Annotated in this window: 27 protein-coding genes; 17 read left to right on the top strand and 10 right to left on the bottom strand. The window is 73.1% G+C overall.

Going from position 1 to position 24,183, the window contains the following annotated elements:
• From M4J07_RS35690 to M4J07_RS35680, 3 genes are all read right to left on the bottom strand, one after another.
• Window positions 1-1,377, bottom strand: a 1,377-nt coding sequence (locus tag M4J07_RS35690; RefSeq protein ID WP_255979025.1) for an NAD(P)H-hydrate dehydratase, incomplete at its 3' end; no start/stop codon positions are given.
• Between the two features lies 1 nt (window position 1,378).
• Complete coding sequence (locus M4J07_RS35685; protein WP_255979024.1) at window positions 1,379-2,215, bottom strand: alpha/beta fold hydrolase; 837 nt, start codon at window positions 2,213-2,215, stop codon at window positions 1,379-1,381.
• Window positions 2,212-2,790 (bottom strand): TetR/AcrR family transcriptional regulator, encoded by a 579-nt coding sequence (locus M4J07_RS35680; RefSeq protein WP_255979035.1) that lies wholly within the window; start codon window positions 2,788-2,790, stop codon window positions 2,212-2,214. Before M4J07_RS35680 ends, M4J07_RS35685 begins: the two co-directional genes overlap by 4 nt.
• Before the next feature lie 163 nt (window positions 2,791-2,953).
• Here M4J07_RS35680 and M4J07_RS35675 point away from each other — a divergent pair, with 163 nt between their 5' ends.
• From M4J07_RS35675 to M4J07_RS35655, 5 genes are all read left to right on the top strand, one after another.
• Window positions 2,954-3,874 (top strand): L,D-transpeptidase family protein, encoded by a 921-nt coding sequence (locus M4J07_RS35675; protein WP_255979023.1) that lies wholly within the window; start codon window positions 2,954-2,956, stop codon window positions 3,872-3,874.
• 36 nt (window positions 3,875-3,910) lie between these two features.
• Entirely contained in the window at window positions 3,911-5,059 is a 1,149-nt protein-coding gene (gene alr / locus M4J07_RS35670; RefSeq protein WP_255979021.1) for an alanine racemase, read from the top strand.
• A gap of 26 nt (window positions 5,060-5,085) precedes the next feature.
• Window positions 5,086-6,318: an alpha/beta fold hydrolase gene (locus M4J07_RS35665; RefSeq protein ID WP_255979019.1), complete on the top strand. Its 1,233-nt coding sequence runs from the start codon at window positions 5,086-5,088 to the stop codon at window positions 6,316-6,318.
• The gene (tsaE, locus tag M4J07_RS35660; RefSeq protein WP_255979017.1) at window positions 6,281-6,826 is read left to right on the top strand and encodes a tRNA (adenosine(37)-N6)-threonylcarbamoyltransferase complex ATPase subunit type 1 TsaE; all 546 of its coding nucleotides are present in this window, start codon (window positions 6,281-6,283) and stop codon (window positions 6,824-6,826) included. Before M4J07_RS35665 ends, tsaE begins: the two co-directional genes overlap by 38 nt.
• 134 nt (window positions 6,827-6,960) lie before the next feature.
• Complete coding sequence (locus M4J07_RS35655) at window positions 6,961-7,161, top strand: hypothetical protein (RefSeq protein WP_255979015.1); 201 nt, start codon at window positions 6,961-6,963, stop codon at window positions 7,159-7,161.
• Between the two features lie 6 nt (window positions 7,162-7,167).
• Here M4J07_RS35655 and M4J07_RS35650 read toward each other — a convergent pair whose 3' ends face one another.
• Window positions 7,168-7,719, bottom strand: a complete 552-nt coding sequence (locus M4J07_RS35650; RefSeq protein ID WP_255979013.1) for a hypothetical protein — start codon at window positions 7,717-7,719, stop codon at window positions 7,168-7,170.
• 116 nt (window positions 7,720-7,835) lie between these two features.
• Here M4J07_RS35650 and tsaB point away from each other — a divergent pair, with 116 nt between their 5' ends.
• The 6 genes from tsaB to M4J07_RS35620 all read left to right on the top strand — a co-directional run bounded on the left by tsaB (window position 7,836) and on the right by M4J07_RS35620 (window position 11,913).
• Entirely contained in the window at window positions 7,836-8,489 is a 654-nt protein-coding gene (tsaB, locus tag M4J07_RS35645) for a tRNA (adenosine(37)-N6)-threonylcarbamoyltransferase complex dimerization subunit type 1 TsaB (RefSeq protein WP_255979011.1), read from the top strand.
• 26 nt (window positions 8,490-8,515) lie between these two features.
• Complete coding sequence (gene rimI, locus M4J07_RS35640) at window positions 8,516-8,983, top strand: ribosomal protein S18-alanine N-acetyltransferase (RefSeq protein ID WP_255979033.1); 468 nt, start codon at window positions 8,516-8,518, stop codon at window positions 8,981-8,983.
• A complete protein-coding gene (gene tsaD / locus M4J07_RS35635) occupies window positions 8,976-10,070 on the top strand; it encodes a tRNA (adenosine(37)-N6)-threonylcarbamoyltransferase complex transferase subunit TsaD (protein WP_255979009.1) in 1,095 nt (364 codons plus the stop codon). The genes rimI and tsaD overlap by 8 nt, the downstream gene beginning before the upstream one ends.
• Entirely contained in the window at window positions 10,067-10,315 is a 249-nt protein-coding gene (locus M4J07_RS35630; protein ID WP_255979007.1) for a hypothetical protein, read from the top strand. Before tsaD ends, M4J07_RS35630 begins: the two co-directional genes overlap by 4 nt.
• A gap of 37 nt (window positions 10,316-10,352) precedes the next feature.
• Entirely contained in the window at window positions 10,353-10,808 is a 456-nt protein-coding gene (locus M4J07_RS35625; protein WP_255979005.1) for a GNAT family N-acetyltransferase, read from the top strand.
• Between the two features lie 106 nt (window positions 10,809-10,914).
• Window positions 10,915-11,913, top strand: coding sequence for an LCP family protein (locus M4J07_RS35620; RefSeq protein WP_255979031.1), 999 nt, complete (start codon window positions 10,915-10,917; stop codon window positions 11,911-11,913).
• Here the strand turns inward: M4J07_RS35620 and M4J07_RS35615 are convergent.
• Both M4J07_RS35615 and M4J07_RS35610 read right to left on the bottom strand, forming a co-directional pair.
• The gene (locus M4J07_RS35615) at window positions 11,885-12,844 is read right to left on the bottom strand and encodes a C45 family autoproteolytic acyltransferase/hydolase (protein WP_255979003.1); all 960 of its coding nucleotides are present in this window, start codon (window positions 12,842-12,844) and stop codon (window positions 11,885-11,887) included. The genes M4J07_RS35620 and M4J07_RS35615 overlap by 29 nt on opposite strands.
• Window positions 12,845-12,869: 25 nt before the next feature.
• Window positions 12,870-13,481, bottom strand: a complete 612-nt coding sequence (locus tag M4J07_RS35610) for a class I SAM-dependent methyltransferase (protein WP_255979001.1) — start codon at window positions 13,479-13,481, stop codon at window positions 12,870-12,872.
• A gap of 146 nt (window positions 13,482-13,627) precedes the next feature.
• Between M4J07_RS35610 and M4J07_RS35605 the strand changes: the two genes are divergently transcribed.
• Together M4J07_RS35605 and M4J07_RS35600 are read left to right on the top strand one after the other, a co-directional pair.
• Window positions 13,628-13,984 carry a YciI family protein gene (locus tag M4J07_RS35605; protein WP_255978999.1) on the top strand — a complete coding sequence of 119 codons (357 nt, stop codon included), beginning with the start codon at window positions 13,628-13,630 and terminating at the stop codon, window positions 13,982-13,984.
• A gap of 54 nt (window positions 13,985-14,038) precedes the next feature.
• On the top strand, window positions 14,039-15,295 hold the full coding sequence (locus tag M4J07_RS35600; RefSeq protein WP_255978997.1) for an RNA polymerase sigma factor: 1,257 nt from the start codon (window positions 14,039-14,041) through the stop codon (window positions 15,293-15,295).
• Between the two features lie 47 nt (window positions 15,296-15,342).
• On the opposite strand, the gene M4J07_RS35595 is transcribed toward M4J07_RS35600, so the two are convergent.
• On the bottom strand, window positions 15,343-16,647 hold the full coding sequence (locus tag M4J07_RS35595; RefSeq protein ID WP_445276309.1) for a class I SAM-dependent methyltransferase: 1,305 nt from the start codon (window positions 16,645-16,647) through the stop codon (window positions 15,343-15,345).
• Between the two features lie 124 nt (window positions 16,648-16,771).
• Here M4J07_RS35595 and M4J07_RS35590 point away from each other — a divergent pair, with 124 nt between their 5' ends.
• Both M4J07_RS35590 and M4J07_RS35585 read left to right on the top strand, forming a co-directional pair.
• Complete coding sequence (locus tag M4J07_RS35590; protein WP_374215145.1) at window positions 16,772-17,692, top strand: polysaccharide deacetylase family protein; 921 nt, start codon at window positions 16,772-16,774, stop codon at window positions 17,690-17,692.
• Window positions 17,689-18,582 carry a polysaccharide deacetylase family protein gene (locus M4J07_RS35585; protein ID WP_374215144.1) on the top strand — a complete coding sequence of 298 codons (894 nt, stop codon included), beginning with the start codon at window positions 17,689-17,691 and terminating at the stop codon, window positions 18,580-18,582. The genes M4J07_RS35590 and M4J07_RS35585 overlap by 4 nt, the downstream gene beginning before the upstream one ends.
• A 13-nt stretch (window positions 18,583-18,595) precedes the next feature.
• On the opposite strand, the gene M4J07_RS35580 is transcribed toward M4J07_RS35585, so the two are convergent.
• Window positions 18,596-19,111, bottom strand: a complete 516-nt coding sequence (locus M4J07_RS35580) for a hypothetical protein (protein ID WP_255978991.1) — start codon at window positions 19,109-19,111, stop codon at window positions 18,596-18,598.
• Window positions 19,112-19,531: 420 nt separating this feature from the next.
• Here M4J07_RS35580 and groES point away from each other — a divergent pair, with 420 nt between their 5' ends.
• Together groES and groL are read left to right on the top strand one after the other, a co-directional pair.
• Window positions 19,532-19,840, top strand: a complete 309-nt coding sequence (gene groES / locus M4J07_RS35575) for a co-chaperone GroES (RefSeq protein WP_073810087.1) — start codon at window positions 19,532-19,534, stop codon at window positions 19,838-19,840.
• Window positions 19,841-19,971: 131 nt separating this feature from the next.
• Window positions 19,972-21,600, top strand: coding sequence for a chaperonin GroEL (gene groL, locus M4J07_RS35570; RefSeq protein WP_255978987.1), 1,629 nt, complete (start codon window positions 19,972-19,974; stop codon window positions 21,598-21,600).
• Window positions 21,601-21,845: 245 nt separating this feature from the next.
• Here the strand turns inward: groL and M4J07_RS35565 are convergent, their stop codons facing one another.
• Complete coding sequence (locus tag M4J07_RS35565; protein WP_255978985.1) at window positions 21,846-22,619, bottom strand: SDR family NAD(P)-dependent oxidoreductase; 774 nt, start codon at window positions 22,617-22,619, stop codon at window positions 21,846-21,848.
• A 19-nt stretch (window positions 22,620-22,638) separates the two neighbouring features.
• Window positions 22,639-24,177, bottom strand: coding sequence for a multicopper oxidase family protein (locus tag M4J07_RS35560; RefSeq protein WP_255979027.1), 1,539 nt, complete (start codon window positions 24,175-24,177; stop codon window positions 22,639-22,641).
• Window positions 24,178-24,183 lie beyond the last annotated feature (6 nt).

Genomic DNA, 24,183 nt, shown 5'->3' with positions numbered 1-24,183 from the left:
CGATACGGGGGCGCCGTCCGCCGCACGGCGGGCGGCGAGGCCGTGGAGGTACGCGGACACCGATGCCGCGTCCCGGGGCCGGAGGCCCGCCGCCAGGAGGGAACCGGTGAGGCCCGACAGGACGTCGCCGCTGCCCGCGGTGGCGAGCCAGGGCGTGCCCGTCGGGTTCACCCGGACCGGGCCGCCGTCCGCAGACGCCACCAGCGTCGTGGAGCCCTTCAGGAGGACGGTCGCGCCGTACCGGGACGCCAACTCCCGTACGGACGAAAGGCGTCGGGACTCCACCTCGTCCCGGGCCGAGCCCAGCAGGGCAGCCGCCTCCCCGGCGTGCGGGGTGAGGACGGTGGGGCCGGTGCGGGCCCGTACCGCCGCCTCGCCCGCCAGCCGGAGGCCATCCGCGTCGATCAGCACCGGCACGTCCGACGCCAGGACGTCCCGGACGCCCGACGCGTCGTCGCCCAGGCCGGGCCCGAGCACCCAGGACTGGACCCGGCCCGCCTTCGCCGGCGGCCCGGCCGACACCAGCGTCTCCGGGAACCGGGTGAGCACCGCGTCGGCCGCCGGTCCCACGTAACGGACCGCCCCGGCCCCGCCGTGCAGCGCCCCGGCGACCGCGAGCACCGCCGCCCCCGGGTAGCGCGCCGAACCGGCGACCACGCCCACCACGCCCCGCCGGTACTTGTCGCTCTCGCCGGTGGGGTGGGGCAGCAGCGCCGCCACGTCGTCGTACTGCAGCGACTCCAACCGTGCCTCGGCGAGCGGGAGTTCGAGGCCGATGTCGATCTGGCGGAGGGCGCCGGCGTAGCCGTGCGCCGGGTCGATCAGGAGGCCCGGCTTGTACGTGCCGAACGTGACGGTCGCGTCCGCGTCGACCGCCTCGCCGTGCACCTCGCCGGTGTCCGCGTCGACCCCGCTGGGCAGGTCGACGGCCACCACGAGTCCCCGTGCGGCGGCGGCCAGTTCGGCCGCGCGCGGGCGCAGGCCGCCCTTGCCGCCGATGCCCACGATGCCGTCCACCACCAGGTCGGCCCGGCCCACGGTCTCCACGGCCGCCTCCGCCGCCGCGTCGAGCACGGTGCCGCCCGCCGCGCGCAGCGCCGCCAGGCCCCCCGCGTGCGCCCGGTCGGGCGCGAGGAGCAGCGCCGTGACGCCCGCGCCGCGCCGGGCCAGCCGGGCGCCCGCGTACAGGGCGTCGCCGCCGTTGTCCCCGGACCCGGCCAGCAGCGCGATCCGGGACCCGTACACCTTGCCGAGCAGGTCGGCGCAGGCGGCGGCGAGTCCCGCGGCGGCCCGCTGCATCAGCGCGCCGTCCGGGAGCCGCGCCATCAGTGCGCGTTCGGCGGACCTGACTGTTTCCACGTCGTAGGCGTAGCGCATGTCATCGAGTGTCTCCCAGGAGGTGGGTGCGGAGCAGATCGGCGGTCTCGGCGGGGTGGGTGGACCAGCCGTTGTGGGCGCCGGGGAAGGCGGCCAGTCCGAGCCCGAGGCGGTCGGCGATGAGGGCCGCGGGACGGTACGGGAGGTGCGGGCGGGTCCGGGTGCCCGCCGCCAGGGTGAGGCGCGGCCCGGCCTTCGCCAGCGCGTCGAGGTCGGGCTCGTACGCGGCGAAGCTGCGGTGCTCGTGGCGCAGCGCCAGCGGGGCGTTCGCCGCCATCCTGGCCATCGCCCGCACGGCTCGGGGCGAGGGCGGCCCGTCCGTGGCAGGGCGCGGCAGCAGCACCGGGCCGATCCCGCGCAGGAACCGCTCGCCGGCCGCTTCCGGGCCCCGTGCCTCGAACGTCTCGTACACCTCCTGGAAGAACGCCAGCTGCTCGGCCGCGTCCGGCAGCACGCTCCACGACGGCGGCTCGTGCGCCACCGCGGCGCGGACCCGCTCCCCGTGCCGGGCCAGCAGCGCGAGGGTGACGATCGCGCCGCTGGACGCGCCCGCCACGTAGGCCGGTTCGCCGGGGGAGACCGCGTCGAGGAGGCGGCGCGCGTCGTCCGCGTGGACCGGCACCTGCTGCTCGGTGTGCGGGCCGTCGAGCGTGCTGCGCGAGTAGCCGCGCGGGTCGTGCGTGAGCACCGTGAACGTGCCGGCCAGGGCGTCCGCGAGCGGGTCGAGGGCCGCGGCGTCGCCGCCCGCGCCGGGCAGCAGCAGGAGGACGGGCCCGGTGCCGCGCAGCTCGTGGTGGAGGGTCGCGCCGGGCACCCGCAGCGTGTGGGCGGTGATCAACTGTCTTCCTCCGTCGGCCAGTTGGTGAGCGTGATGTGGAGCGCCTCCAGGGCGCGGGCCCAGGTCGCCGTCACGTCCCGGTCGTGCCGGAACCCGCCCGCGAGCTCCAGCGTGACGAAGCCGTGGAACGTGCTGCGCAGCAGCCGGCCCGCGTCCGTCAGATCGGGCTCGCCCAGGCCGTAGCCGCGCAGCAGCGCGTGGACGCACGTGAGATTGCGGCGCAGTCCCGGGTGCTCGTCGAACGCCGACGGGTCGAGCTCCAGCTGCGTCGCCGCGTACCGGCCGGGGTGGGCGAGCGCGAAGTCCCGGTACGCGTGCGCGAACGCCAGCAGCGCGTCACGGCCCGACCGGCCCGCGAGCGCGTCCGAGATCCGGTCGGCGAGGTCGAGCCCGGACAGGATCGCGACCCGTGTGCTCAGGTCGGAGACGCCCTTGACGTGCGCGTACAGGCTCGCGTCCTTGACGCCGAAGCCGCGGGCGAGCGCCGCGATCGTGAGGTGCTCGAAGCCGACGGCGTCCGCGAGGTCCGCGGCGGCCGCCACCACCCGCTCCCGGGTGAGACCCGCCCTGGCCATCATCATCGTCGTCGTCCTCGCTCCGTCTTCCCGGGGATCAGAAACCTAGGAACCCTAGGTTGTTCCCTACGATACCTAGGTTCCCGGGCAGATCAACGGCTTTTCGGGGGACCTCGCCGCGCGGCTGCCGGGCATCGGGCGCCCGGCCGGATTCCCTCGGCCCATGACCAGCACCCTCGTGCGCGGCGGCGTCGCCGCCCTGCTCGCCCTCGCCGCGGCGCTGCCGGCAGGCCCGGCCCTCGCCGACCCCGTCCCGCCCCGGCCCGCCGCCCCCGCCCAGGGCCCCGCGCTCGTCCCCGGCATCCCGCTCGCGCCGTACGACACCCGCCCGCTGGACACCCCCGACCAGGCGCTGCCGCCCCGGGTGTACGAGCCGAGCGCCGCCGAGGACGCCGTCGAGCCGTACGAGCCGCCGCTCGGCTCCGACCCGCTCGTCGAGTACGTGCCCCCGAGCGAGGTGCCGGCCGCACCCGGCAGCCTCGGCGCGCCGGCCGCCGCCACCTGCACCAAGAAGACCGGCACCCACCAGCGCAAGGTCGAGCGCTGGCTGCGGCTGAAGGTGGACGGCAAGCAGTCGCCCGCCGACTGCCGGGCCATCCGCGCCTTCCAGACCAAGCAGGGCATCCGCCCGAACATCGGCTACGCAGGACCCGTCACCTGGGCCCGCATGCAGTGGCTGTCCGCCCGCAAGAACCCGAACGCGGCGAAGAAGTGCCCCACGCGCGCGTACCGCCTCGCCTGCGTCGACCTGCCGCGCCAGCTGATGTGGGTCACCAAGGGCAAGAAGGTCGTCTTCGGCCCGGTCCCGATCCGCAGCGGACGTGCCGGGTACGCGACCCGCACGGGCTGGCACAAGGTCTACTGGAAGCACAAGAACCACTGGTCGACCCTCTACAACACCCCGATGCCGTACTCCCAGTTCTTCAGCGGCGGGCAGGCCTTCCACGCCATCTACGGCAACGTGTACAACCCGCCCGGCTCGCGCGGCTGCGTGAACATGCGGCTCGGCGACGCCAAGAGGCTGTGGGGTGTCCTGAAGAAGGGCGACCGCGTGTACGTGTGGGGCCGCAAGCCCGGCACCTGAGGGGCTGTCCGACCCCTCTGAGAGACTGGGCCCACGATGAACGAGAACGTGACTGCCCCGCTCCGCGCCCGTGCCGAGATCGATCTGGCCGCACTGAAGGCCAACGTGCGGTCCCTGCGCGCCCATGCGCCCGGGGCCGCGTTCATGGCCGTCGTGAAGGCGGACGCGTACGGGCACGGCATGCTCCCGGTGGCCCGCGCCGCCAAGGAGGCGGGTGCCGAGTGGATCGGCACCGCCACCGCCGAGGAGGCACTCGAACTGCGCGCGGCCGGGCTGACCGGGCGCGTCATGTGCTGGCTCTGGGTGCCCGGCGGGCCCTGGCGCGAGGGCATCGAGGCCGATCTCGACATGTCCGTGAGCGGCATGTGGGCGCTGCGCGAAGTGACCGCCGCCGCACGGGAATCGGGCCGCACCGCCCGGATCCAGCTGAAGGCCGACACGGGGCTCGGGCGCAACGGCTGCCTGCCCGCCGACTGGCCCGAGCTGGTGGGCGCCGCCCTGGACGCGCAGCGGGCGGGCCTCGTCACCGTCACCGGCCTGTGGTCCCACTTCGCGTGCGCCGACGAGCCGGGGCATCCGTCGATCGCCGCGCAGCTGGACCGCTTCCGCGAGATGGTCGCGTACGCGGAGGGGGAGGGCGTCACCCCGGAGGTGCGGCACATCGCCAACTCGCCGGGCACGCTCACCCTCCCCGAGACCCACTTCGACCTCGTCCGCCCCGGCATCGCCATGTACGGCATCTCGCCCAGCCCCGAGCTCGGCACGCCCGCCGACTTCGGCCTGCGCCCCGTCATGACGCTGAAGGCGAACCTCGCGCTCGTGAAGCACGCGCCGGGTGGACTCGGCGTCAGTTACGGGCATCACTACGTCACACCGGGCGAGACCACCCTCGGTCTGGTCCCGCTCGGTTACGCGGACGGCATCCCGCGGCACGCGTCGGGTACGGGCCCCGTCCTGATCGGCGGCAAGCGGCGCACGGTCGCGGGCCGGGTCGCGATGGACCAGTTCGTCGTCGACCTCGGCGGCGACGAGCCGGCGGCCGGGGACGAGGCGGTGCTGTTCGGCCCGGGCGACGGGGGCGAGCCGACCGCCGAGGACTGGGCGGCCGCGTCGGGAACCATCGCGTACGAGATCGTCACGCGGATCGGTTCCCGCGTGCCGCGCGTCTACGTGGACGAAGCATGACCCCTGGCCCCTAGGAGGAGCGGCACGTGAGCGAGAGCAGCGGACAGGCCACGGCGGCCGTCGCCGAGGCCGCGGCCTCGGCGACCTGGCGGCGGGCCGGCCTCGCGGGCGCCGCGATAGGCGTGGTCGCCGCGGGCGCCGCCGCCGGTGTCGCCGTCGAGCGGCTGACCGTCGGGCGCGGGATGCGCCGCAAGGCACGGCTCGCCCTCGACGCGTCGGGGCCGTACGGCGCGCTGCGCGGGGTGCCCGGCAAGGCGTACGCCGACGACGGCACCGAGCTCTACTACGAGGTCGACGAGGTCGAGCCGGAGAGCGGCGCGGGCCCGCGCCGACGGCGCCTGTTCGGCCGCAAGGCCCCCGCCCCGGTCACCGTCGTCTTCAGCCACGGCTACTGCCTCAACCAGGACTCCTGGCACTTCCAGCGCGCGGCCCTGCGCGGCGTCGTGCGTTGCGTCTACTGGGACCAGCGCAGCCACGGCCGCTCCGGGCGCGGCGTCGAGCAGGTCGAGGAGGGCACGGCGGTCTCCATCGACCGGCTCGGCGGCGACCTGGCGGCGGTCGTCGCCGCGGCCGCGCCCGAGGGCCCGCTCGTCCTCGTCGGCCACTCCATGGGCGGTATGACCGTGATGGCGCTGGCCGACCGGCTGCCGGACCTGATCCGTGACCGGGTCGTCGGCGTGGGCCTGGTCGGGACGTCGTCGGGCAAGCTCGGCGAGGTCAACTACGGGCTTCCGGTGGCCGGGGTGAACGCGATCCGGCGCGTGCTGCCCGGGGTGCTCAAGGTCCTGGGGCAGCGGGCCGAGCTGGTCGAGAAGGGGCGGCGGGCGACGGCCGACCTGTTCGCCGGGATCATCAAGCGGTACTCGTTCGCGTCCAGGGACGTCGACCCGGCGGTCGCCCGGTTCGCCGAGCGGATGATCGAGGGCACGCCCATCGACGTGGTCGCCGAGTTCTACCCGGCGTTCCAGGAGCACGACAAGACGGCCGCCCTGGCGCACTTCGCGCGCCTGCCGGTGCTGGTCCTCGCGGGCGACCAGGACCTGGTGACGCCGAGCGAGCACAGCGAGGCGATCGCGGCGCTGCTGCCGGACGCCGAGTTCGTCCTGGTACCGGACGCCGGACACCTGGTGATGCTGGAGCACCCGGAGGTCGTCACGGACCGGCTGGCCGACCTCCTGGCCCGCGCGGGCGCGGTCCCCACAGGGGCTACCGTGGGCAGTTATGGAGACACCGGCAGCACCGCACAGCCCGGCGGCTGACCCCGCCACCCCCGTCACCCCTGTTTCTACGGTCACGGTGACCGTCAACTCCCCCGACGAGATGCGGGAGTTGGGCCTCGCCCTGGCCAAGCAGCTGCGCCCCGGCGACCTCGTGATGCTCACCGGTGAGCTGGGCGCGGGCAAGACGACGCTGACCCGCGGGCTCGGCGCGGGCCTGGGCGTGCGGGGCGCGGTGACGTCGCCGACGTTCGTCATCGCCCGCGTCCACCCGCCGCTGTCCGGCGGCCCCGCCCTGGTCCACGTCGACGCGTACCGGCTCGGCGGCGGCCTGGACGAGATGGAGGACCTCGACCTCGACGTGTCGCTGCCGGACTCGGTGGTCGTCGTGGAGTGGGGCGACGGCAAGGTCGAGGAGCTGTCCGACGACCGGCTGCACGTGATCATCGACCGGGCCACGGGCGACACCACGGACGAGGTCCGGATCGTGACGCTGAACGGCATCGGGGCGCGCTGGGCCGAGGCGGACCTGGGCTCCCTGGCGGGCTGACGGCCCGGCGGCAGGTATTCCGACAACGCGTCGGCAAAATGTTGCGCGACGCGGCTTCGCCGTGTTCACATGGGGGTGTGACGTAGTTAGGTCTACCTAACTTAGCTTGCTCCGGCGGCCCACGGGAGGCGTCCATGTCGACTTCGGAACGTGACGGGTTCTCGATGCGGGACCTGCTGGCGGCGTGTGCGGCGGCCCGCACCGTCTCGACCCCACCGGTGGAAGCGCCCTGCCAGGGGCGGACGGCCGCACCGGTCGGCGGCTCCGCCGCGGGCCACGAGCAGCCGCACGCCACCCGCCCGCGCGACGCGAAGGCCCGCCCCTACCGCGCGTAGCGGCGGCTACGGCACCACGACGACGCTGCGGCCGATCGTGGCGAACTCCCACATCAGGTCGCCGTGCTCCCGCGACTGGCGGATGCCACCGGTCTTCTTCGACGCGCCGGGCGCCGCCGTCGACCCGTCCACCGCCGCGCTGAACCCGACCGCGAGCCCCTGCGCCGTGGCGAACCGCACGACGTGCTCGATCGGCACGCCGTCCGTCCCGGTGACCGAACCGGAGCGCGAGGTCACCGTGTACGCACCGGGCGCCGGGTCCACCGAACCCGCCGTCACCGGGTACGAGCGCACGCCCTTGTTCGCCGGGGTGACCAGCCACACCCGGTCCTTGCCCAGCGAGTACACGACCCGCTCGCCCTTGCCGGACTGCGCGGGCAGCGCCATCGGGTCCGCCTTCTCCTTGGGGGAGCGGGACGCCGTGGCGGACGGGGAGTCGGTCTTCGGCTTGCCGAGGTCGGCCGGCGCGTTCGCCGACGCCTGGTAGGCGAGGACGCCGACCACGGCGAGCGCGCCCGCGGTCAGCGCGGTGACGAATCCGGTGCTGCTCCGTGCCACCAGGTGCCTGCCTCTCAAGTCCGAACCTCTGGGTGACGGTAGCAGCCGGGGCCCCACGCCCCCGGGCTTGTGGGAGCGCGGACGTGTCCGCCCCTCCGGAGCCGTAGGCTGTTTGCGTGCTGTTGCTCGCCATGGATACCGCCACCCCCGCCGTCACCGTCGCCCTGCACGACGGTTCCTCCGTCGTCGCGGAGTCGAGTCAGGTGGACGCCCGCAGGCACGGGGAGCTGTTGCTGCCCGCCGTCGACCGCGTGCTCGCCGAGGCCGGTGTGCGGCTCGACGCCGTGACCGGGATCGTCGTGGGCGTCGGCCCGGGCCCGTACACCGGACTGCGCGTCGGGCTGATGACCGCCGACACCTTCGGCCTCGCGCTCGACGTCCCCGTGCACGGTGTGTGCACGCTGGACGGGCTCGCGTTCGAGGCCCAGGTGGACGGCCCCTTCGTCGTCGCCACCGACGCACGGCGCAAGGAGGTGTACTGGGCCCGGTACGAGAACCCGCGGACCCGCACCACCGACGCCGCCGTCGACCGGCCCGCCGACATCGCCGAGCAGGTCGCCGGACTGCCCGCCGTGGGCGCCGGAGCCCTGCTCTACCCGGACACGTTCCCGGACGCGCACGGGCCCGAGCACGTGTCCGCCGCGGCCCTCGCCGCCCTCGCCGCGGAGCGGCTCGCGGCGGGCGAGGAACTGCTCGAACCGCGGCCCCTCTACCTGCGCCGCCCCGACGCGCAGGTCCCCAAGAACTACAAGGTGGTCACCCCCAAGTGACCTCCTTGAGCGCCGAACTGCGCGAGATGCGCTGGTGGGACATCGATCCCGTGCTCGCCCTGGAGAAGGACCTCTTCCCGGACGACGCCTGGTCGCGCGGCATGTTCTGGTCCGAGCTCGCGCACGCGCGCGGCCTCGGCTCGACGCGGCGGTACGTCGTCGCGTACGAGGGCGACCGGCTCATCGGGTACGGCGGCCTGGCCGCCTCCGGGGACCTGGCCGACGTGCAGACCATCGCCGTCGCCCGCGACCAGTGGGGCACCGGGCTCGGCGCCCGGCTGCTCACCGAACTCCTGCGGCACGCCACCGCCTTCGAGGTCGCCGAGGTGATGCTCGAAGTGCGCGTGGACAACACCCGGGCGCAGAAGCTGTACGAGCGCTTCGGCTTCGAACCGATCGGCTTCCGGCGCGGCTACTACCAGCCGGGCAACGTGGACGCCCTCGTGATGCGCCTGACCACTGAGAAAGCGACCGAAGAGAAGAACCATGGCTGACGAACCGCTCGTCCTCGGCATCGAGACCTCCTGCGACGAGACCGGCGTCGGCATCGTCCGCGGCACCACCCTGCTCGCCGACGCCGTCGCCTCCAGCGTCGACGAACACGCCCGCTTCGGCGGCGTCGTCCCCGAGGTCGCCTCCCGCGCGCACCTGGAGGCGATGGTCCCCACGATCCAGCGCGCCCTGAAGGACGCGGGGGTGACGGCCAAGGACCTCGACGGGATCTCCGTCACCGCCGGGCCCGGCCTCGCGGGCGCCCTGCTGGTCGGCGTGAGCGCGGCAAAGGCCTACGCGTACGCGCTCGGCAAGCCGCTCTACGGCGTCAACCACCTGGCCTCGCACATCTGCGTCGACCAGCTGGAGCACGGCCCGCTGCCCGAGCCGACGATGGCGCTGCTGGTCTCCGGCGGGCACTCGTCGCTGCTGCTGTCCAGCGACATCACCGCGGACGTGCGGCCGCTCGGCGCCACCATCGACGACGCGGCGGGCGAGGCGTTCGACAAGATCGCGCGCGTGCTCAACCTGGGCTTCCCCGGCGGGCCGGTCATCGACCGGTACGCGAAGGAGGGCGACCCGGACGCGATCACCTTCCCGCGCGGCCTGACCGGCCCGCGCGACCCCGCCTACGACTTCTCCTTCTCCGGCCTGAAGACCTCGGTGGCCCGCTGGATCGAGGCCAAGCGCGCGGCCGGCGAGGACGTGCCGGTGCGCGACGTGTCGGCGTCGTTCCAGGAGGCCGTCGTGGACGTGCTGACGCGCAAGGCCGTGCGGGCCTGCAAGGACGAGGGCGTCGACCACCTGATGATCGGCGGTGGCGTCGCCGCCAACTCGCGGCTGCGGGCGCTGGCCCAGGAGCGCTGCGAGCGGGCCGGGATCCGGCTGCGGGTGCCGCGTCCCAAGCTGTGCACGGACAACGGCGCGATGGTCGCCGCGCTCGGCGCCGAGATGGTCGCCCGCAACCGGCGGCCCTCGTCGTGGGACCTGTCGGCGGACTCGTCGCTGCCGGTGACCGAGACGCACGTGCCGGGGCACCACCACCACGACCACGTGCACGAGGTCAGCAAGGACAACCTGTACTCGTGACGGTCGCGCTGATGTGGGAGGCCCGGGCCGTCGAGGGGCGCGGCGAGGAGCTCATCGACTGGGCGAAGGGCCAGGTCCTGGAGCCGGAGCCGGTCAGGCGCGAGACGTTCCGCGCGCCGCAGGACCGGGTCCTCGTCATCACCTGGTGGGACGCCGCGTACGACGCCGCCGTCCCCGAACTGCCCGAGCCCGACGCCGCGTTGGTGACCCGGGCCGTGCACCGGTGGCGGTTCGAGGCGGTGTGACGGCCGCGCCCCGGCGGGCCGTGGGTAGTCTCCGCGGATGGACATCCGCATCGAGCGCGTCAGCGCCGCGAGCCAGGAGATCGTCGACGCCTTCGGACGGCTGCTGCCGCAGCTGTCCTCGACGGCGGTTCCGCTCGACCGCGCGGCGGTCGACCGGCTGGTGACGGGCGACGCCACGGTCCTGCTCGTCGCGCGGGCGCCCGAGGGCATCGTGGGCACGCTCACCCTGGCGCTGCTGCCGCTGCCCTCCGGACTGCGCGGCCGCGTCGAGGACGTGGTGGTCGACGCCGCCGCGCGCGGCCGGGGCGTCGCCGCCCGGCTCATCGAGGAGGCCGGGCGGATCGCCGCGGAGGCCGGCGCGAGGACGGTGGACCTCACCTCGCGGCCGGAGCGCGCGGCGGCCAACCGGCTCTACGAACGGCTCGGGTTCCGGGCCAGGCAGTCGACCGTCTATCGGCTCATTCCGGGGGAAACCAGGAGCACCGGCGCCTGAGAACCGGCTGAGATTTCCGGAACTGTGCGCCAAGTGGTTTACCGGCGTACTAATTCGGACTTACGTTCCCTGCGTGAGCGAGAAGAAACGGTTCCGTGCGCGTGCGGTGAAGGTGGTGGCGATCGCCACCGGCTGCGTCCTCGTGCTCGGCGGGGGAGCGGCCGGCTGGGCGTACTGGCACCTCGACCGCAACATACGCAGCGTCGACATCGACAAGGCCCTCGGCGACGACCGCCCGGCCCGCGCCGACCAGGTCGCCGCGTCGCCCTCGGCGTCCCCGACGCAGGAGCCCGTCGAGAAGGGCGTCCTGAACCTCCTCGTCCTCGGCTCGGACTCCCGGACCGGCAAGGCGAACAAGGCGCTCGGCGGCGGCGCGGAGGGCGGGGCCCGGTCCGACACGGCGATGGTCGTGCACCTGAACGCGGACCGCACCGAGGCGACCGTCGTGAGCATCCCCCGCGACACCCTCGTCGAGCGCCCCTCGTGCCCGACGGAGTCCGGCGGCACGACCGCGGTCGCGTACAACGTCATGTTCAACAGCGCCTACGCGGTGGGCGGTCCGGTCTGCGCCGTGAAGACCGTCGAGAAGCTCACCGGGGTCCGCATGGACCACTACCTGGAGATCGACTTCGCGGGCTTCGCCGACCTCGTCGACGCACTCGGCGGCGTGGACGTGACGACGGACGAGGACATCGACGACGACCTCAGCCACCTCGACCTGAAGGCCGGGCAGCACCACCTCGACGGCGAACAGGCCCTGGCCTTCGCGCGCACCCGGCACGGCATCGGCGACGGCAGCGACCTGGGCCGCATCAAGCTCCAGCAGGAGCTCGTGAAGTCGCTGGCCGCCGAGGTCTCCGACACCGGCCTGTTCTCCGACCCGGCCCGCCTCTACAAGGTCGCCGACGCCGCGACCGGCAGCCTCACCGCGGACACCGGACTCGACTCGCTGTCCGAACTCTCCGGCCTGGCCAGGAGCCTGGGCGAACTGCCCGCCGACGCCGTGCAGACGGTGACGATGCCGGTGGTGCGGGCCCCGTCGGACATCAACCGGGTGGTGGCGGACGAGCCGGAGGCTACGGAGCTGTGGGAGTCGCTGCGCTGAGCTGCACCGTCCGCGTGCCCTCCGCGAAGGCGCCGAACGACTGGGACCAGCTCTCCGCCCCCGGCCAGTGGTACGTCACCCGGCCCACGCCCGGCTCGTAGTGCGCCGTGTACACGGTGCCGAGCCCGTCGTCGTAGGTGTTCTTGTGCAGCGGTGGCCGCAGCAGGGCCGTCACGTCCGGGCCCGCCGCGCGGATCGTGGCGAGCCGCAGGCCGGTGCGGGTGGCCCGCTCCTGCTCCTCGGTGACCGGGAGGTGCTGGTGGTTGGCGGCGCAGGCGTCCGGTGCCACGGTGAGCTCGATGTCCGGGCCGACGTGGACGGTCACGGCGCGCTCGCGGTCGACGAGGGTGACGTTCTGCGGGATGTTCACCGGGATGCCGGCGAGCCTGGCCACGGCCTCGTCGACGGTGTCGCAGGTCTCCAGGAGGTAGCGCAGCACGATGACGACGGCGAACCCCGGCCCGTGCACCGGGCGGCCGCCGAAGGTGAGGGAGACGGCGAGCCCGGCGTCGTTCATCCCGTCGAGCAGGCCCCAGCCGCCGTCCTGCGTGCCGATCACCGGCCGCAGGAAGTGCGAGCGGACGATCGCGCCCTCGACGGCGTCGGGCTCGAAGTCGTAGTTGCGCACGAGGGTGCCGGGGACGCCCAGCTGCGTGCAGCCCGCGAAGAACGGGCGGATCGCCGCGAGGGTGAGGAGGGTGCCGGCGCCCGGCCGGTCCGCCTGGCCGGCCAGCCGGTCGAGCGTCGGCAGCAGCTCGGGCAGGTGCGTCGCGAACAGCTTCCGGGCGCGCTCGGCGCCCTCCGGGGTGCGCCCCTCCTCCGTGAGCCAGGACAGCGCCTGCGGCCACAGCGGGCCGACCTGCTCGGCCCAGCGGCCGTCGGAGCCGTCACCGATGTCGAGGGCGCGGAAGGTCTTGCGCAGGGTCGTCATGGCCGAACCGTAGGAAATTTCGCGGTCAAATGTCCACGGTCGGCCGGGAATAGGGCCGCTCGTACGTCAACAGGTAGCGCCAGTAGAGGAGTTGGCGCACCTCGCTGCCGGGGAGCAGCCGGGCCGCCGCCGCCCTGACCTCGGGCAGCGTCATCTCCGGCTCCCGGACCGGCGGCTTGGGCGGGGGAGCGGTCAGGCCGCGGGCGCGGTCGGCGAGGTGGACGGCGACGCGGGCGACGGCGTTCGCCGGGGAGGCGACGACGTCCCACGGGGTGATGCCCGCGTAGCAGCCGAGGACGAGGAGCCGGCCGCCGGGAGCCAGCGCGTCCCGCAGGCGCGTCACCGTCCCGAACGGCATGTGGTGCAGGCTCGCCAGGCAGGTGATCACGTCGTAGCGGGCCGCCGGGAGCGCGATGCGGGCCGCGTCGCCCAGGCGGTAGCGGGGCCCGCCGCCGGACGCCTCCGCCACGGCCAGGGTCCCCGGGTCCGGGTCGAGGGCGTCCACCCGGTAGCCGTGGGCCACCAGGCGGCGGGCGAAGCGGCCGGTCCCGCAGCCGACGTCGAGCGCGGTGCGGCCGTGCCGGGGCAGCCGGCGCAGCAGCAGGGCGTGGTAGTGGTCGTTGTGGTCGAACGGCATGGGCCCTGACCCTCCCAGGATGCGGATCAGGGCACCGTAAAAAAGAATTCCGAGAAAGTTCGGCGGCCGTGTCGATCCGGCCGGTCCCCGTTCGACGCAGGGGTGAGAGGCCGGAAGAGACGGCCGCCCGTACCGAGGAGATCACCATGCCGCGCTACCTGACGATGGTCCGCATCGACGAGACGACCGCCCCCGCCGAGGGCCCCAGCGAGGGGCTGATGCAGCGCATGGGCGCGCTCATCGAGGAGATGACGAAGGCGGGCGTGCTGCTCGACACGGCCGGGCTCACCCCGACCGTGCAGGGCAAGCGCGTGCGCTACGAGAAGGGTGAGATCACCGTCACCGACGGGCCGTTCACCGAGTCCAAGGAGGTCGTCGGCGGTTACGCGATCCTGCAGACCAAGGACGAGGCCGAGTGCCTGGAGTGGACGAAGCGGTTCCTGCGGGTCCACGAGGAGCACTGGACCGTCACGTCCGAGGTCCGGCAGATCATGGAGGGCTGAACGTCCGGGAGGGGCCTTGGCCCGGCGCCCCCCGGCGGTGTCTGATGGTGGGTCGTGACAGAGCGACACGACAGCACGGCCCACGCCATCGAGACGGTCTTCCGCATGGAGGCGCCGCGCATCATCGCGGCCGTCACCCGCGTCGTCCGTGACGTCGGCATAGCGGAGGAACTGGCCCAGGACGCCCTGGTGGCCGCCCTGGAGCAGTGGCCGGCGGCCGGTGTCCCCGACAACCCGGGCGCCTGGCTGACGGCCACCGCCAAGCACCGGGCCGTCGACCTGGTGCGCCGCAGGGAGAACTACGCGCGCAAGCTCGAAGAGGTCGGCCGGGCCACGGAGTTCGCGTACGAGGAGCCGGGCACGGCCGCGTACGACCCCGACGACATCGACGACGACCTGCTCCGGCTGGTCTTCCTGAGCTGCCACCCGGTGCTGTCCGCCGAGGCCCGCGTCGCGCTCACCCTGCGCCTGCTCGGCGGCCTGACCACGGCCGAGATCGCCCGCGCGGTGCTCGCCCCGGAGCCGACGGTCGCCCAGCGGATCGTCCGCGCCAAGCGCACCCTCGCCACGAAGAACGTCGCCTTCGAGGTGCCGTACGGACCGGACCGCGAGGCCCGGCTCGGCTCGGTCCTCGAAGTCATCTACCTCATCTTCAACGAGGGGTACGCGGCCACCGCGGGCGACGACTACCTCAGACCCGGCCTGTGCGAGGACGCGCTGCGGCTGGCCCGCGTCCTCCAGGCGCTGATGCCCAAGGAACCCGAAGTGCACGGCCTGGCCGCCCTGTTGGAGATCCAGTCCTCCCGCTCGTCCGCCCGCACGGCGCCGGACGGCTCGCCGGTCCTGCTCAAGGACCAGAACCGGATGCGCTGGAACACGCTGCTGATCCGCCGCGGGTTCGCCGCGCTCGGCCGGGCCGACGCGGTGGCCTCCGGTGCACCGGGCCCGTACGCCCTGCAGGCCGCGATCGCCGCGTGCCACGCCCAGGCGTACGCGTACGAGGAGACCAACTGGGCCCAGATCGCGGTGCTGTACGGACTGCTCGCGGCCCGGGCGCCGTCACCGGTGGTCGAGCTGAACCGGGCGGTCGCGGTGTCGATGGCCGAGGGGCCGGAGGCGGGCCTCGCCCTCGTCGACGCGCTGGTGGACGAACCCGCGCTCCAGGGCTACCACTTGCTGTCGAGCGTGCGCGGCGACCTGCTGGAGCGGCTCGGCCGTACGGAGGAGGCGCGGGCGGAGTTCGAGCGGGCGGCGGCGCTCACGCGCAATGAGCGGGAGCGGGAGTTCTTGTTGGGCCGTATCCCTCGTTGACCCGCGCCGGGTCCCGGTCTCGGGGCTCTGCCCCGGAACCCCGCTCGTCAATCGCCGGAGGGGCTTGATCGGCCGAGCAGCATCGTGGGCGCCCCCGCTACCCGGGTCAGGAACACCGTCGCCGACGCCTTCCCGTACGGCTTCGGCATCGCCTTGCGGCGCAGTTCCTCCGGCTCCACCGCGGAGCCGCGCTTCTTCACGGTCAGGACTCCGACCCCGCGCTCCCGCAGCAGGGCCCTCAACTTCTTGACGTTGAAGGGGAGCCGGTCGGTGATCTCGTAGGCGGTGGCGTACGGGGTGGGCCGCAGCGCGTCCGATGTGACGTACGCGATGGTCTCGTCGATCAGCCCGCCGCCGACCTCGTCGGCCACTTCGGCGACCAGGTGTGCCCGGATGACCGCGCCGTCCGGCTCGTACAGGTACCGCCCCACCGGCCGCACCGGCGGATCCGGCAGACCCCGCCCGACCAGCACCCGCGGCCCGGGCAGCAGCGTGGCGCGCATCCGCCCGCCCGTCGCCCGGCCACCGCCTCCCGTCGACGCGCTTCGCGCGGCCCGCGCAGTCCGCTCGGCGTCGAACCACAGCACGGCCTCCTTCACGTCACCGCCGTCCGAGATCCACTCGGCGTCGGCCTCGGCCGCGATCGCCTCGTGCGGGATGCCGGGGGCGATCTTCAGCGCGGCCCGCGGCGCCTTGAGCGCGGCGGCCACGGCCCAGGAGAGCGGCGGGGAGTAGGCCTCGGGGTCGAAGATCCGCCCGCCCGTCGCCCGGCCGCCGCCCCTCATCGACGCGCTGCGCGCGGCCCCTCCATGTCCGCCGCCGCGGCGCGCCGGGTCGACGAAGACGGCGTCGTACGCGGCCGTGTCCACCTCGGTGACGTCCGCCTCCCGCACCTCGATCAGACCGGCGAGGTCCAGCGCCTCCGCGTTGGCCCGCGCCACCGCGCAGGTCAGCGGGTCGCGGTCGACGGCGAGGACGGAGATGCCGGCGCGGGCCAGCGCGATCGCATCGCCGCCGATGCCGCAGCACAGGTCGGCGACGGAGCGGACGCCGAGCGCCTTGAAGGACTCGGCGCGGTACGTGGCGACGCTGGTCCTGGTCGCCTGCTCGACGCCGTTCGCCGTGAAGTACATGCGGGCCGCGTCCTGCGCCCCGAACTTGGCCACCGCCCGCTGCCGCAGCCGGGCCTGGGCGAGCGCCGCCGAGACGAGCCCGGCCGGGTGCTCGCGGCGCAGCCGGGTGGCGAGCGCGAGTTCCTGCGCGGGGTCGTGGTCGCGCAGCTCGTCGAGCAGGGCGCGGCCCTCGGGGGACAGCAGGGCGGAGAAGTCGGCGGGGGTGGAGAAGGCGCTCACCCGGACCATTGTGGGCCAGTCGGTGGATGGTGCGCGCCGCGCGGCGGTGTCGGCCCCTGAACAGGGCCTTGAGCTGCGAGGATCCGGCGCCATGCAACTAGTACGACAAAACGAAGAAACCGCCATGAAGGGGACACGGAGACCGGCCGGACGGCAGGCGGCCGTCCGGGTCACGGCCGCCGCCCTCGTGGCCGCCGCGCTCGCCACCGGCTGTGCCGCCGGCGGCGAGGACGCGGTGAAGCCGGCCTCCGGGCAGCAGCGGGGCCTGAACGCCCCGCCCGCCCGCGCCCTCGACGCGTACGCCACGCAGCTCAAGGCGCAGCAGGCCCAGCGGGTCGCCGCGGCCAGGCGCTGGGGCCTGGCGAAGGTGCCGCTGGCCGCGCCGCGGCCGCCCGCGAAGAAGCCCGCGATCAGGGCGCGCAAGGGCTTCGAGGTCGACGGCCAGACGGAGCTCGGCCTGCCGCCGGTCTTCACGACAATCCCCACCAAGGACAAGGTCGTCTTCCTCACCATCGACGACGGGGCCGAGAAGGATCCGCGGTTCCTGAGGATGATGAGCGACCTCAAGATCCCCTACACGGCGTTCCTGACCGATGCCGAGGTCAGACCCCAGTACGACTACTTCAAGAAGATGCAGACCCTGGGCGTCACCCTCAACAACCACACGCTGACCCACCCGTACCTGCCGGGGCTGTCCTACGCGCGGCAGAAGCACGAGATCTGCGGCATGCAGGACCTCATCGAGAAGAAGTACGGCAAGCGGCCCACGCTCTTCCGGCCGCCGTTCGGCAACTACAACCAGGACACCCTGAAGGCCGCGAAGGCGTGCGGCATCAAGTACGCGCCGATCTGGAACGCCGAGGCGTTCGTGGACCGGATGGACTACCGCGAGTGGGACCGGGACATCCATCCGGGCGACATCGTCCTCACGCACTTCCGGGGACGCGAGGACTGGAAGGGCACGATGCCCGACATGATCCGCACGTTTCTGAAGTACGTCACCGACAAGGGGTACGCGGTGGCCCGCCTGGAGGACTACCTGTGACAACTCCCAGGGCGGGGGCGGCCGTTGTGCGGCGGGCCGGGGCGCGGCTGGTCGGCTGCGCGCTGGCCGCCGCGCTGCTCGCCGGGTGCGCGCAGTCCGTCGACCCCATCGAACGGATGGGCAGGAAGGCCGCGCAGAAGGTCCGGCACCATCCGCGGCCGGGGGCCGTCGCGGCCGAGGCGGCGGGCGCGGCGGGCGTGCCGGCCCCGAACGCCCATCGCCGCTGGGGTCTCGCCGCCCCGCTGGCACCGGCCCCGGAACCCCCCGCCCGCGGGGTGCTGCCGCCCCGCGCGCCCGGATCGGTCCCGCCGGTGATCGACCGGGTCCCCACCAAGGACAAGGTCGTCTTCCTGACCTTCGACGACGGCGCCGAGAAGGACCCCCGGTTCGTCGACATGGTCCGCGACCTGCGGCTGCCGATCTCGATGTTCCTCGCCGACTCCGCCGCACGCTCGGGCTACGACCACTTCGGGCAACTCCGCAGGCTGGGCGCGGGGGTGCAGAACCACACCCTCACGCACCCCTTCCTGCCCGGTCTGGGCTACGTCGACCAGCACGCCGAGATCTGCGGCCAGCAGGACCGCCTCCAGGGCCGGTTCGGGACGGCCCCCCGGCTGTTCCGCCCGCCCTACGGCAACTACGACGGGAACACCCTGCGGGCGGCCGGCGCGTGCGGCATCGACGCGATCGTCCTGTGGCGCGCCTCGATGCAGATCAACGACCTGCGCTACGCGGAGGGCGCCCGGCTGCACCCCGGTGACATCGTCCTGGCCCACTTCCGCGGCCCGTCCGAGCTGAAGGGCACCACGCTGACCGAGATGACGTCCCGCATGCTGCGCCGCATCCAGGACCAGGGTTTCACGGTGGCGAGGCTGGAGGACTACCTGTAGCCCCCCGCGCCGGTCAGGCGGCGGGGCAGAGCTCCGCCGGACCGGCCGGGGCGGCGGCGCGCACGGGGCGGACGGCGGGCGCGGGGGCCGTGGCCTGCGTGCGGCTGCGCGCGAAGACGACGAGCCGCAGGACCGCGAACCGGGCGATGCCGGTGAGCGCGGAGGCCGACAGGTAGACGACCTGCTCCAGCACGGCACCGGGCGTCGCGACCAGCTGCTGCAGGACGACCATCGCCAGGCAGGTCACCGCGTACGCGGCCGCCGCTGACCCCGCCGACTGCACGTGCTGGCGCCACGTCGCGTGCCGTCCTGCACCGAAGGTGAAGCGGGCGTGCAGCTCGGTGGCCAGCAGCGTGGAGACCGCGGTGACCAGGGCGTTGGCCAGGGCCCAGGGGATCCAGGAGGCGAGCCCCGCGACGGCGAAGCTGGAGGCGACCCCGACCCCGCCCCCGCAGCCCACGAACCGGGCGAAGGCCGCGACGGGGCCGGGTGCGCTCTGCTCGCTGTGCTGCTTCCGCGTTGTCGCCATGACCCGACCCCCGTCTGTCCGTCCTTGAGTGATGCCATCATGGCACACGCATGGCACCATGCGCGAGCCATTTACGGCACCACTCATGGCGCCGCGTGGCATTACGTGGGAAACGTATGGCTCAGGGGCGCGAGGAACTGCGCGAGCAACAAAAAGAGAGGCGCACTCGGCACCAGGGGGGAGCCCCCGCGGCGCAAGGCCGCACCAGGGCGGAGTCCCGCCCGAAAACCCCGCCACGGCCGGAGGCAATTAGCAGTCCGCTTGACCGAGTGCTAATCGCGGTCATAGTCTCGGCTCTGGCACTCCCCACCGGAGAGTGCCAACAGCGACGGGCAGGTCCGGCACCCGCGACGACGGATCCACCTGGTCGCCACCTCAGACAGTTAACCCCGTGAGATCTCCGAAGGGGGAGGTCGGATCGTGACGACCACCAGCTCCAAGGTTGCCATCAAGCCGCTCGAGGACCGCATTGTGGTCCAGCCGCTCGACGCCGAGCAGACCACCGCCTCTGGCCTGGTCATCCCGGACACCGCCAAGGAGAAGCCCCAGGAGGGCGTCGTCCTGGCCGTGGGCCCGGGCCGCTTCGAGAACGGCGAGCGACTGCCGCTCGACGTCCAGACCGGCGACATCGTGCTGTACAGCAAGTACGGCGGCACCGAGGTGAAGTACAACGGCGAGGAGTACCTCGTCCTCTCGGCTCGCGACGTGCTCGCGATCGTCGAGAAGTAATTCACCCGAGCAGAACGCTTTTGCTCTGAGCTGCGCCCCTGGCACCCGCGACGACTACGTAGCCGGGGTCGGGGGCGCAGTTCGTTAACCCAGCTTCACCCCTAGCTTTCCGAGAGGGCTGAATCGCTCCCATGGCGAAGATCCTGAAGTTCGACGAGGACGCCCGTCGCGCCCTCGAGCGCGGCGTCAACAAGCTTGCCGACACGGTCAAGGTGACGATCGGCCCCAAGGGCCGCAACGTCGTCATCGACAAGAAGTTCGGCGCCCCCACCATCACCAACGACGGTGTGACCATCGCCCGTGAGGTCGAGGTCGAGGACCCGTACGAGAACCTCGGCGCCCAGCTGGTGAAGGAGGTGGCGACCAAGACCAACGACATCGCTGGTGACGGCACCACCACCGCCACGGTTCTCGCCCAGGCCCTGGTCAAGGAAGGCCTGCGCAACGTCGCCGCGGGCGCCTCCCCGGCCGCCCTGAAGAAGGGCATCGACGCCGCCGTCAAGGCCGTCTCCGAGGACCTGCTCGCCACGGCCCGCCCGATCGACGAGAAGTCCGACATCGCGGCCGTCGCCGGTCTGTCCGCCCAGGACAGCCAGGTCGGCGAGCTCATCGCCGAGGCGATGGACAAGGTCGGCAAGGACGGTGTCATCACCGTCGAGGAGTCCAACACCTTCGGCCTGGAGCTCGACTTCACCGAGGGCATGGCCTTCGACAAGGGCTACCTGTCCCCGTACTTCGTCACCGACCAGGAGCGTATGGAGGCCGTCCTCGACGACCCGTACATCCTGATCCACCAGGGCAAGATCGGGTCCATCCAGGACCTGCTCCCGCTCCTGGAGAAGGTCATCCAGGCCGGTGGCTCCAAGCCGCTGCTGATCATCGCCGAGGACGTCGAGGGCGAGGCCCTGTCGACCCTGGTCGTGAACAAGATCCGCGGCACGTTCAACGCCGTCGCCGTGAAGGCCCCCGGCTTCGGTGACCGCCGCAAGGCGATGCTGCAGGACATGGCCACCCTCACCGGTGCCACCGTCATCGCCGAAGAGGTCGGCCTCAAGCTCGACCAGGCCGGTCTGGACGTCCTCGGCTCCGCGCGCCGCGTGACCATCACCAAGGACGACACCACGATCGTCGACGGTGGCGGCAACAAGGCCGACGTCGACGGCCGCGTCAACCAGATCAAGGCCGAGATCGAGAACACGGACTCCGACTGGGACCGCGAGAAGCTCCAGGAGCGCCTCGCGAAGCTCGCCGGTGGCGTCTGCGTCATCAAGGTCGGCGCCGCGACCGAGGTCGAGCTCAAGGAGAAGAAGCACCGTCTGGAGGACGCCATCTCCGCGACCCGCGCCGCGGTCGAGGAGGGCATCGTCTCCGGTGGTGGCTCCGCGCTCGTCCACGCCGTGAAGGTCCTCGAGGGCAACCTCGACAAGACCGGCGACGAGGCCACCGGTGTCGCGGTCGTGCGCCGCGCCGCCGTCGAGCCGCTGCGCTGGATCGCGGAGAACGCGGGCCTCGAGGGCTACGTCATCGTCTCCAAGGTCGCCGAGCTCGAGAAGGGCTCCGGCTACAACGCCGCGACCGGTGAGTACGGCGACCTGGTCAAGGCCGGCGTCATCGACCCGGTCAAGGTCACGCGCTCCGCGCTGGAGAACGCCGCGTCCATCGCCTCCCTGCTCCTCACGACCGAGACCCTGGTCGTCGAGAAGCCGGCGGAGGAGGAGGCCGAGGCCGGTCACGGCCACGGCCACGGTCACTCGCACTGACCCGGCACGTTCCTGAGGCCCGTCTCCCCGTTCGGGGAGGCGGGCCTCGGTCCTTTTCGGGCCTGCGACTGCCGTGCGCGGTTCCCGGCCGAGTGCGGGCCGGTGGGGGCTTGTCGCGCAGTTCCCCGCGCCCCTGAAGGCGCGGCTTCGCCGCAGCCTTCATCGATGGAGGTCGCGCACGAAGTGCGCATCTCCAGGGGCGCGGGGAACTGCGCGACAAGCCCCCACGCACCCGCAGCCGAGAACTACTGAGGCCCGTACTTGCGCCCCGTCCGCGACGTGATGCCCCCCAGCAGAGCCCGCGGCGTCACCTTCACCACGCCCATCAGCGCCTTGTACCGCGGATCCGGGATCGACAGGGACTTGCCGCGGGCCAGATCGGCGAGCGCGGCCGCCGCCAGCTTGTCCGCGTCCAGCCACATCCACTTCGGAATGTTGTCCGTCCCCATCCCGGCCCGCTGGTGGAACTCCGTACGGACGAACCCCGGGCACAGCGCCATCAGCCGCACCCCGCTGCCCGCCAGGTCCTTCGCCGCGCCCTGCGTGAACTGCACGACCCACGCCTTCGACGCGCCGTACGTGCCGCGCGGCACGAACGCCGCCACCGACGCCACGTTGATCACGCCGCCGCGCCCGCGCTCCCGCATCGCCCCGGTCGCCGCCGACGTCAGCCGCAGCACCGCCTCGCAGTGCACCTTCAGCATGGTCAGCTCGTCGGCCATGGAGACTTCGAGGTAACGGCCCTTGTTGCCGAAACCGGCGTTGTTCACGAGCAGGTCCACCGCGGCCCTGCGGTCGCCCAGCCGCTCCTCGACCGCCGCGATGCCCTCGTCCGTGGCCAGGTCGGCCGTCAGCACCTCGGCCTCGATGCCGTGCCCGTCGTGCAGCTCGGTCGCCTGCTCGCGCAGCCGCTTCGTGTCGCGCGCGACGAGGACGAGGTTGTGGCCGTCGGCGGCCAGGCGCCGGGCGAACGCGGCGCCGATGCCCGCGGTGGATCCCGTGATCAGTGCCGTAGTCATGGAGCAAGGGTAGTGACGCCTAGGAGTGCCGATGATCAGTGGAGCCCCCGACGGAACCGCTGGTGGCCCGCTGCCCCTTGTCGACGACCACGAACTGACCCATCATTCCGCCGTCCTCGTGCGTCAGCAGGTGGCAGTGGTACATGAACGGCACGTCGGGGTCGGCGAATTCGGGCCCGCCGTCGAACCGGAGCGCCAGCTTCAGCTCCGTCCCGCTGGGCAGGAACACCGTGTCCTTGCGGCCGCGCAGCGCCGGCGGCGGTGTCTTCCCGTTCACCTCCACCACCCGGAACTGCACGTCGTGCACATGGAAGTTGTGCGGCATCCCGTTGTCGTTGCGCACGGTCCACAGCTCCGTCGTGCCGCGGGTGACGGTGTCGTCGACCCGGTTCATGTCCATCGGACGGCCGTTGATCCCGCTCATCCGCAGGTCGAAGTGCCGGGAGCGCACCGCGTCCGCAGCTTTCGGCAGCTCCAACTCGCCCAGTTCTGAAGGGACGTCGGGCGAGGGCCGCAACCGGTCGGCCGCCCGCAGCTGCAGCACGTCGAACGAGTCGTCCCCGCCCGCGAACCGCTTCTGCCACGCGTCCCCGTAGTTCCCCTGCGCGTGGCTGCGCAGCACGGTCCGCTCGCCGGGCTCCATCCGCACCACGACCTCGGCCCGCTCCCCGGGGGACAGCTGGATCCGGTCCGTCGTCGCGGGCCGCTCCAGCAGACCCCCGTCCGTCCCGACGAGCGCGAACTCCCGCCCGTCCGAGAAGCCGAAGTCGTACGTCCGTGCCGTCGACGCGTTCAGCAGCCGCAGCCGTACGCGCTCGTCGCGCACGATCCGGTACGGGTCGAGGGTGCCGTTGACCATGGTGCGGTCGCCGAGGAAGCCGATGGACCGCATCATCCCGTGCCCGTGGTCGAACTTCGCGCCGTCGAACTTCACGTCCTGCACGATCACCGGCAGGTCGTCGATCCCGTACCGCTTCGGCAGCGCGAGCCGCTCGCTCCGCGCGTCGTCGACGAGGAACATCCCGGCGAGCCCGCGCTGCACGTGCTTCTCGGTCGCCCCGTGCGGGTGCGGGTGGTACCAGAGGGTGGCGGCGGGCTGGTCGACGGTCCAGCGGGGCGTCCAGTCCCGGCCCGGATCGACCATCTGGTGCGGGCCGCCGTCCATCCGCGCGGGCAGGTGCATGCCGTGCCAGTGCACGGTGGAGGCCTCGGGGAGCCGGTTGCGGACCCGGACCTCGACCTTCTCGCCGCGCCGCGCACGCAGCGTGGGGCCGAGGTAGTCCCCGTTGAAGCCCCAGGTGGCGGTCCTGCGGCCGGCCGTGAACTCCTTCTCGCCCGGCTGCATCCGCAGGTCGAAGACGCGGGTGCCGTCCTTCCGGACGGTGGACCGGGCGAGCGGCGGCACCGCCAGTTCGTTGCGGAACTCCGTCGTGCCGACGGTGCTCACCTTCGCGTCGTTCCACAGCCACAGCACGCCGCCGCCGATCGCGAGCGCGAGGACGGCGACGAGCGAGCCGAGGACGACGAGGACACGCCGGAGCCGGGTCTTGCCAGGGATTCGGGC

Origin of the sequence: Streptomyces longispororuber, assembly GCF_024448165.1 — a bacterium.
Classification (GTDB): domain Bacteria; phylum Actinomycetota; class Actinomycetes; order Streptomycetales; family Streptomycetaceae; genus Streptomyces; species Streptomyces longispororuber_A.
This window is presented reverse-complemented; position numbering and strand designations above follow the sequence as displayed.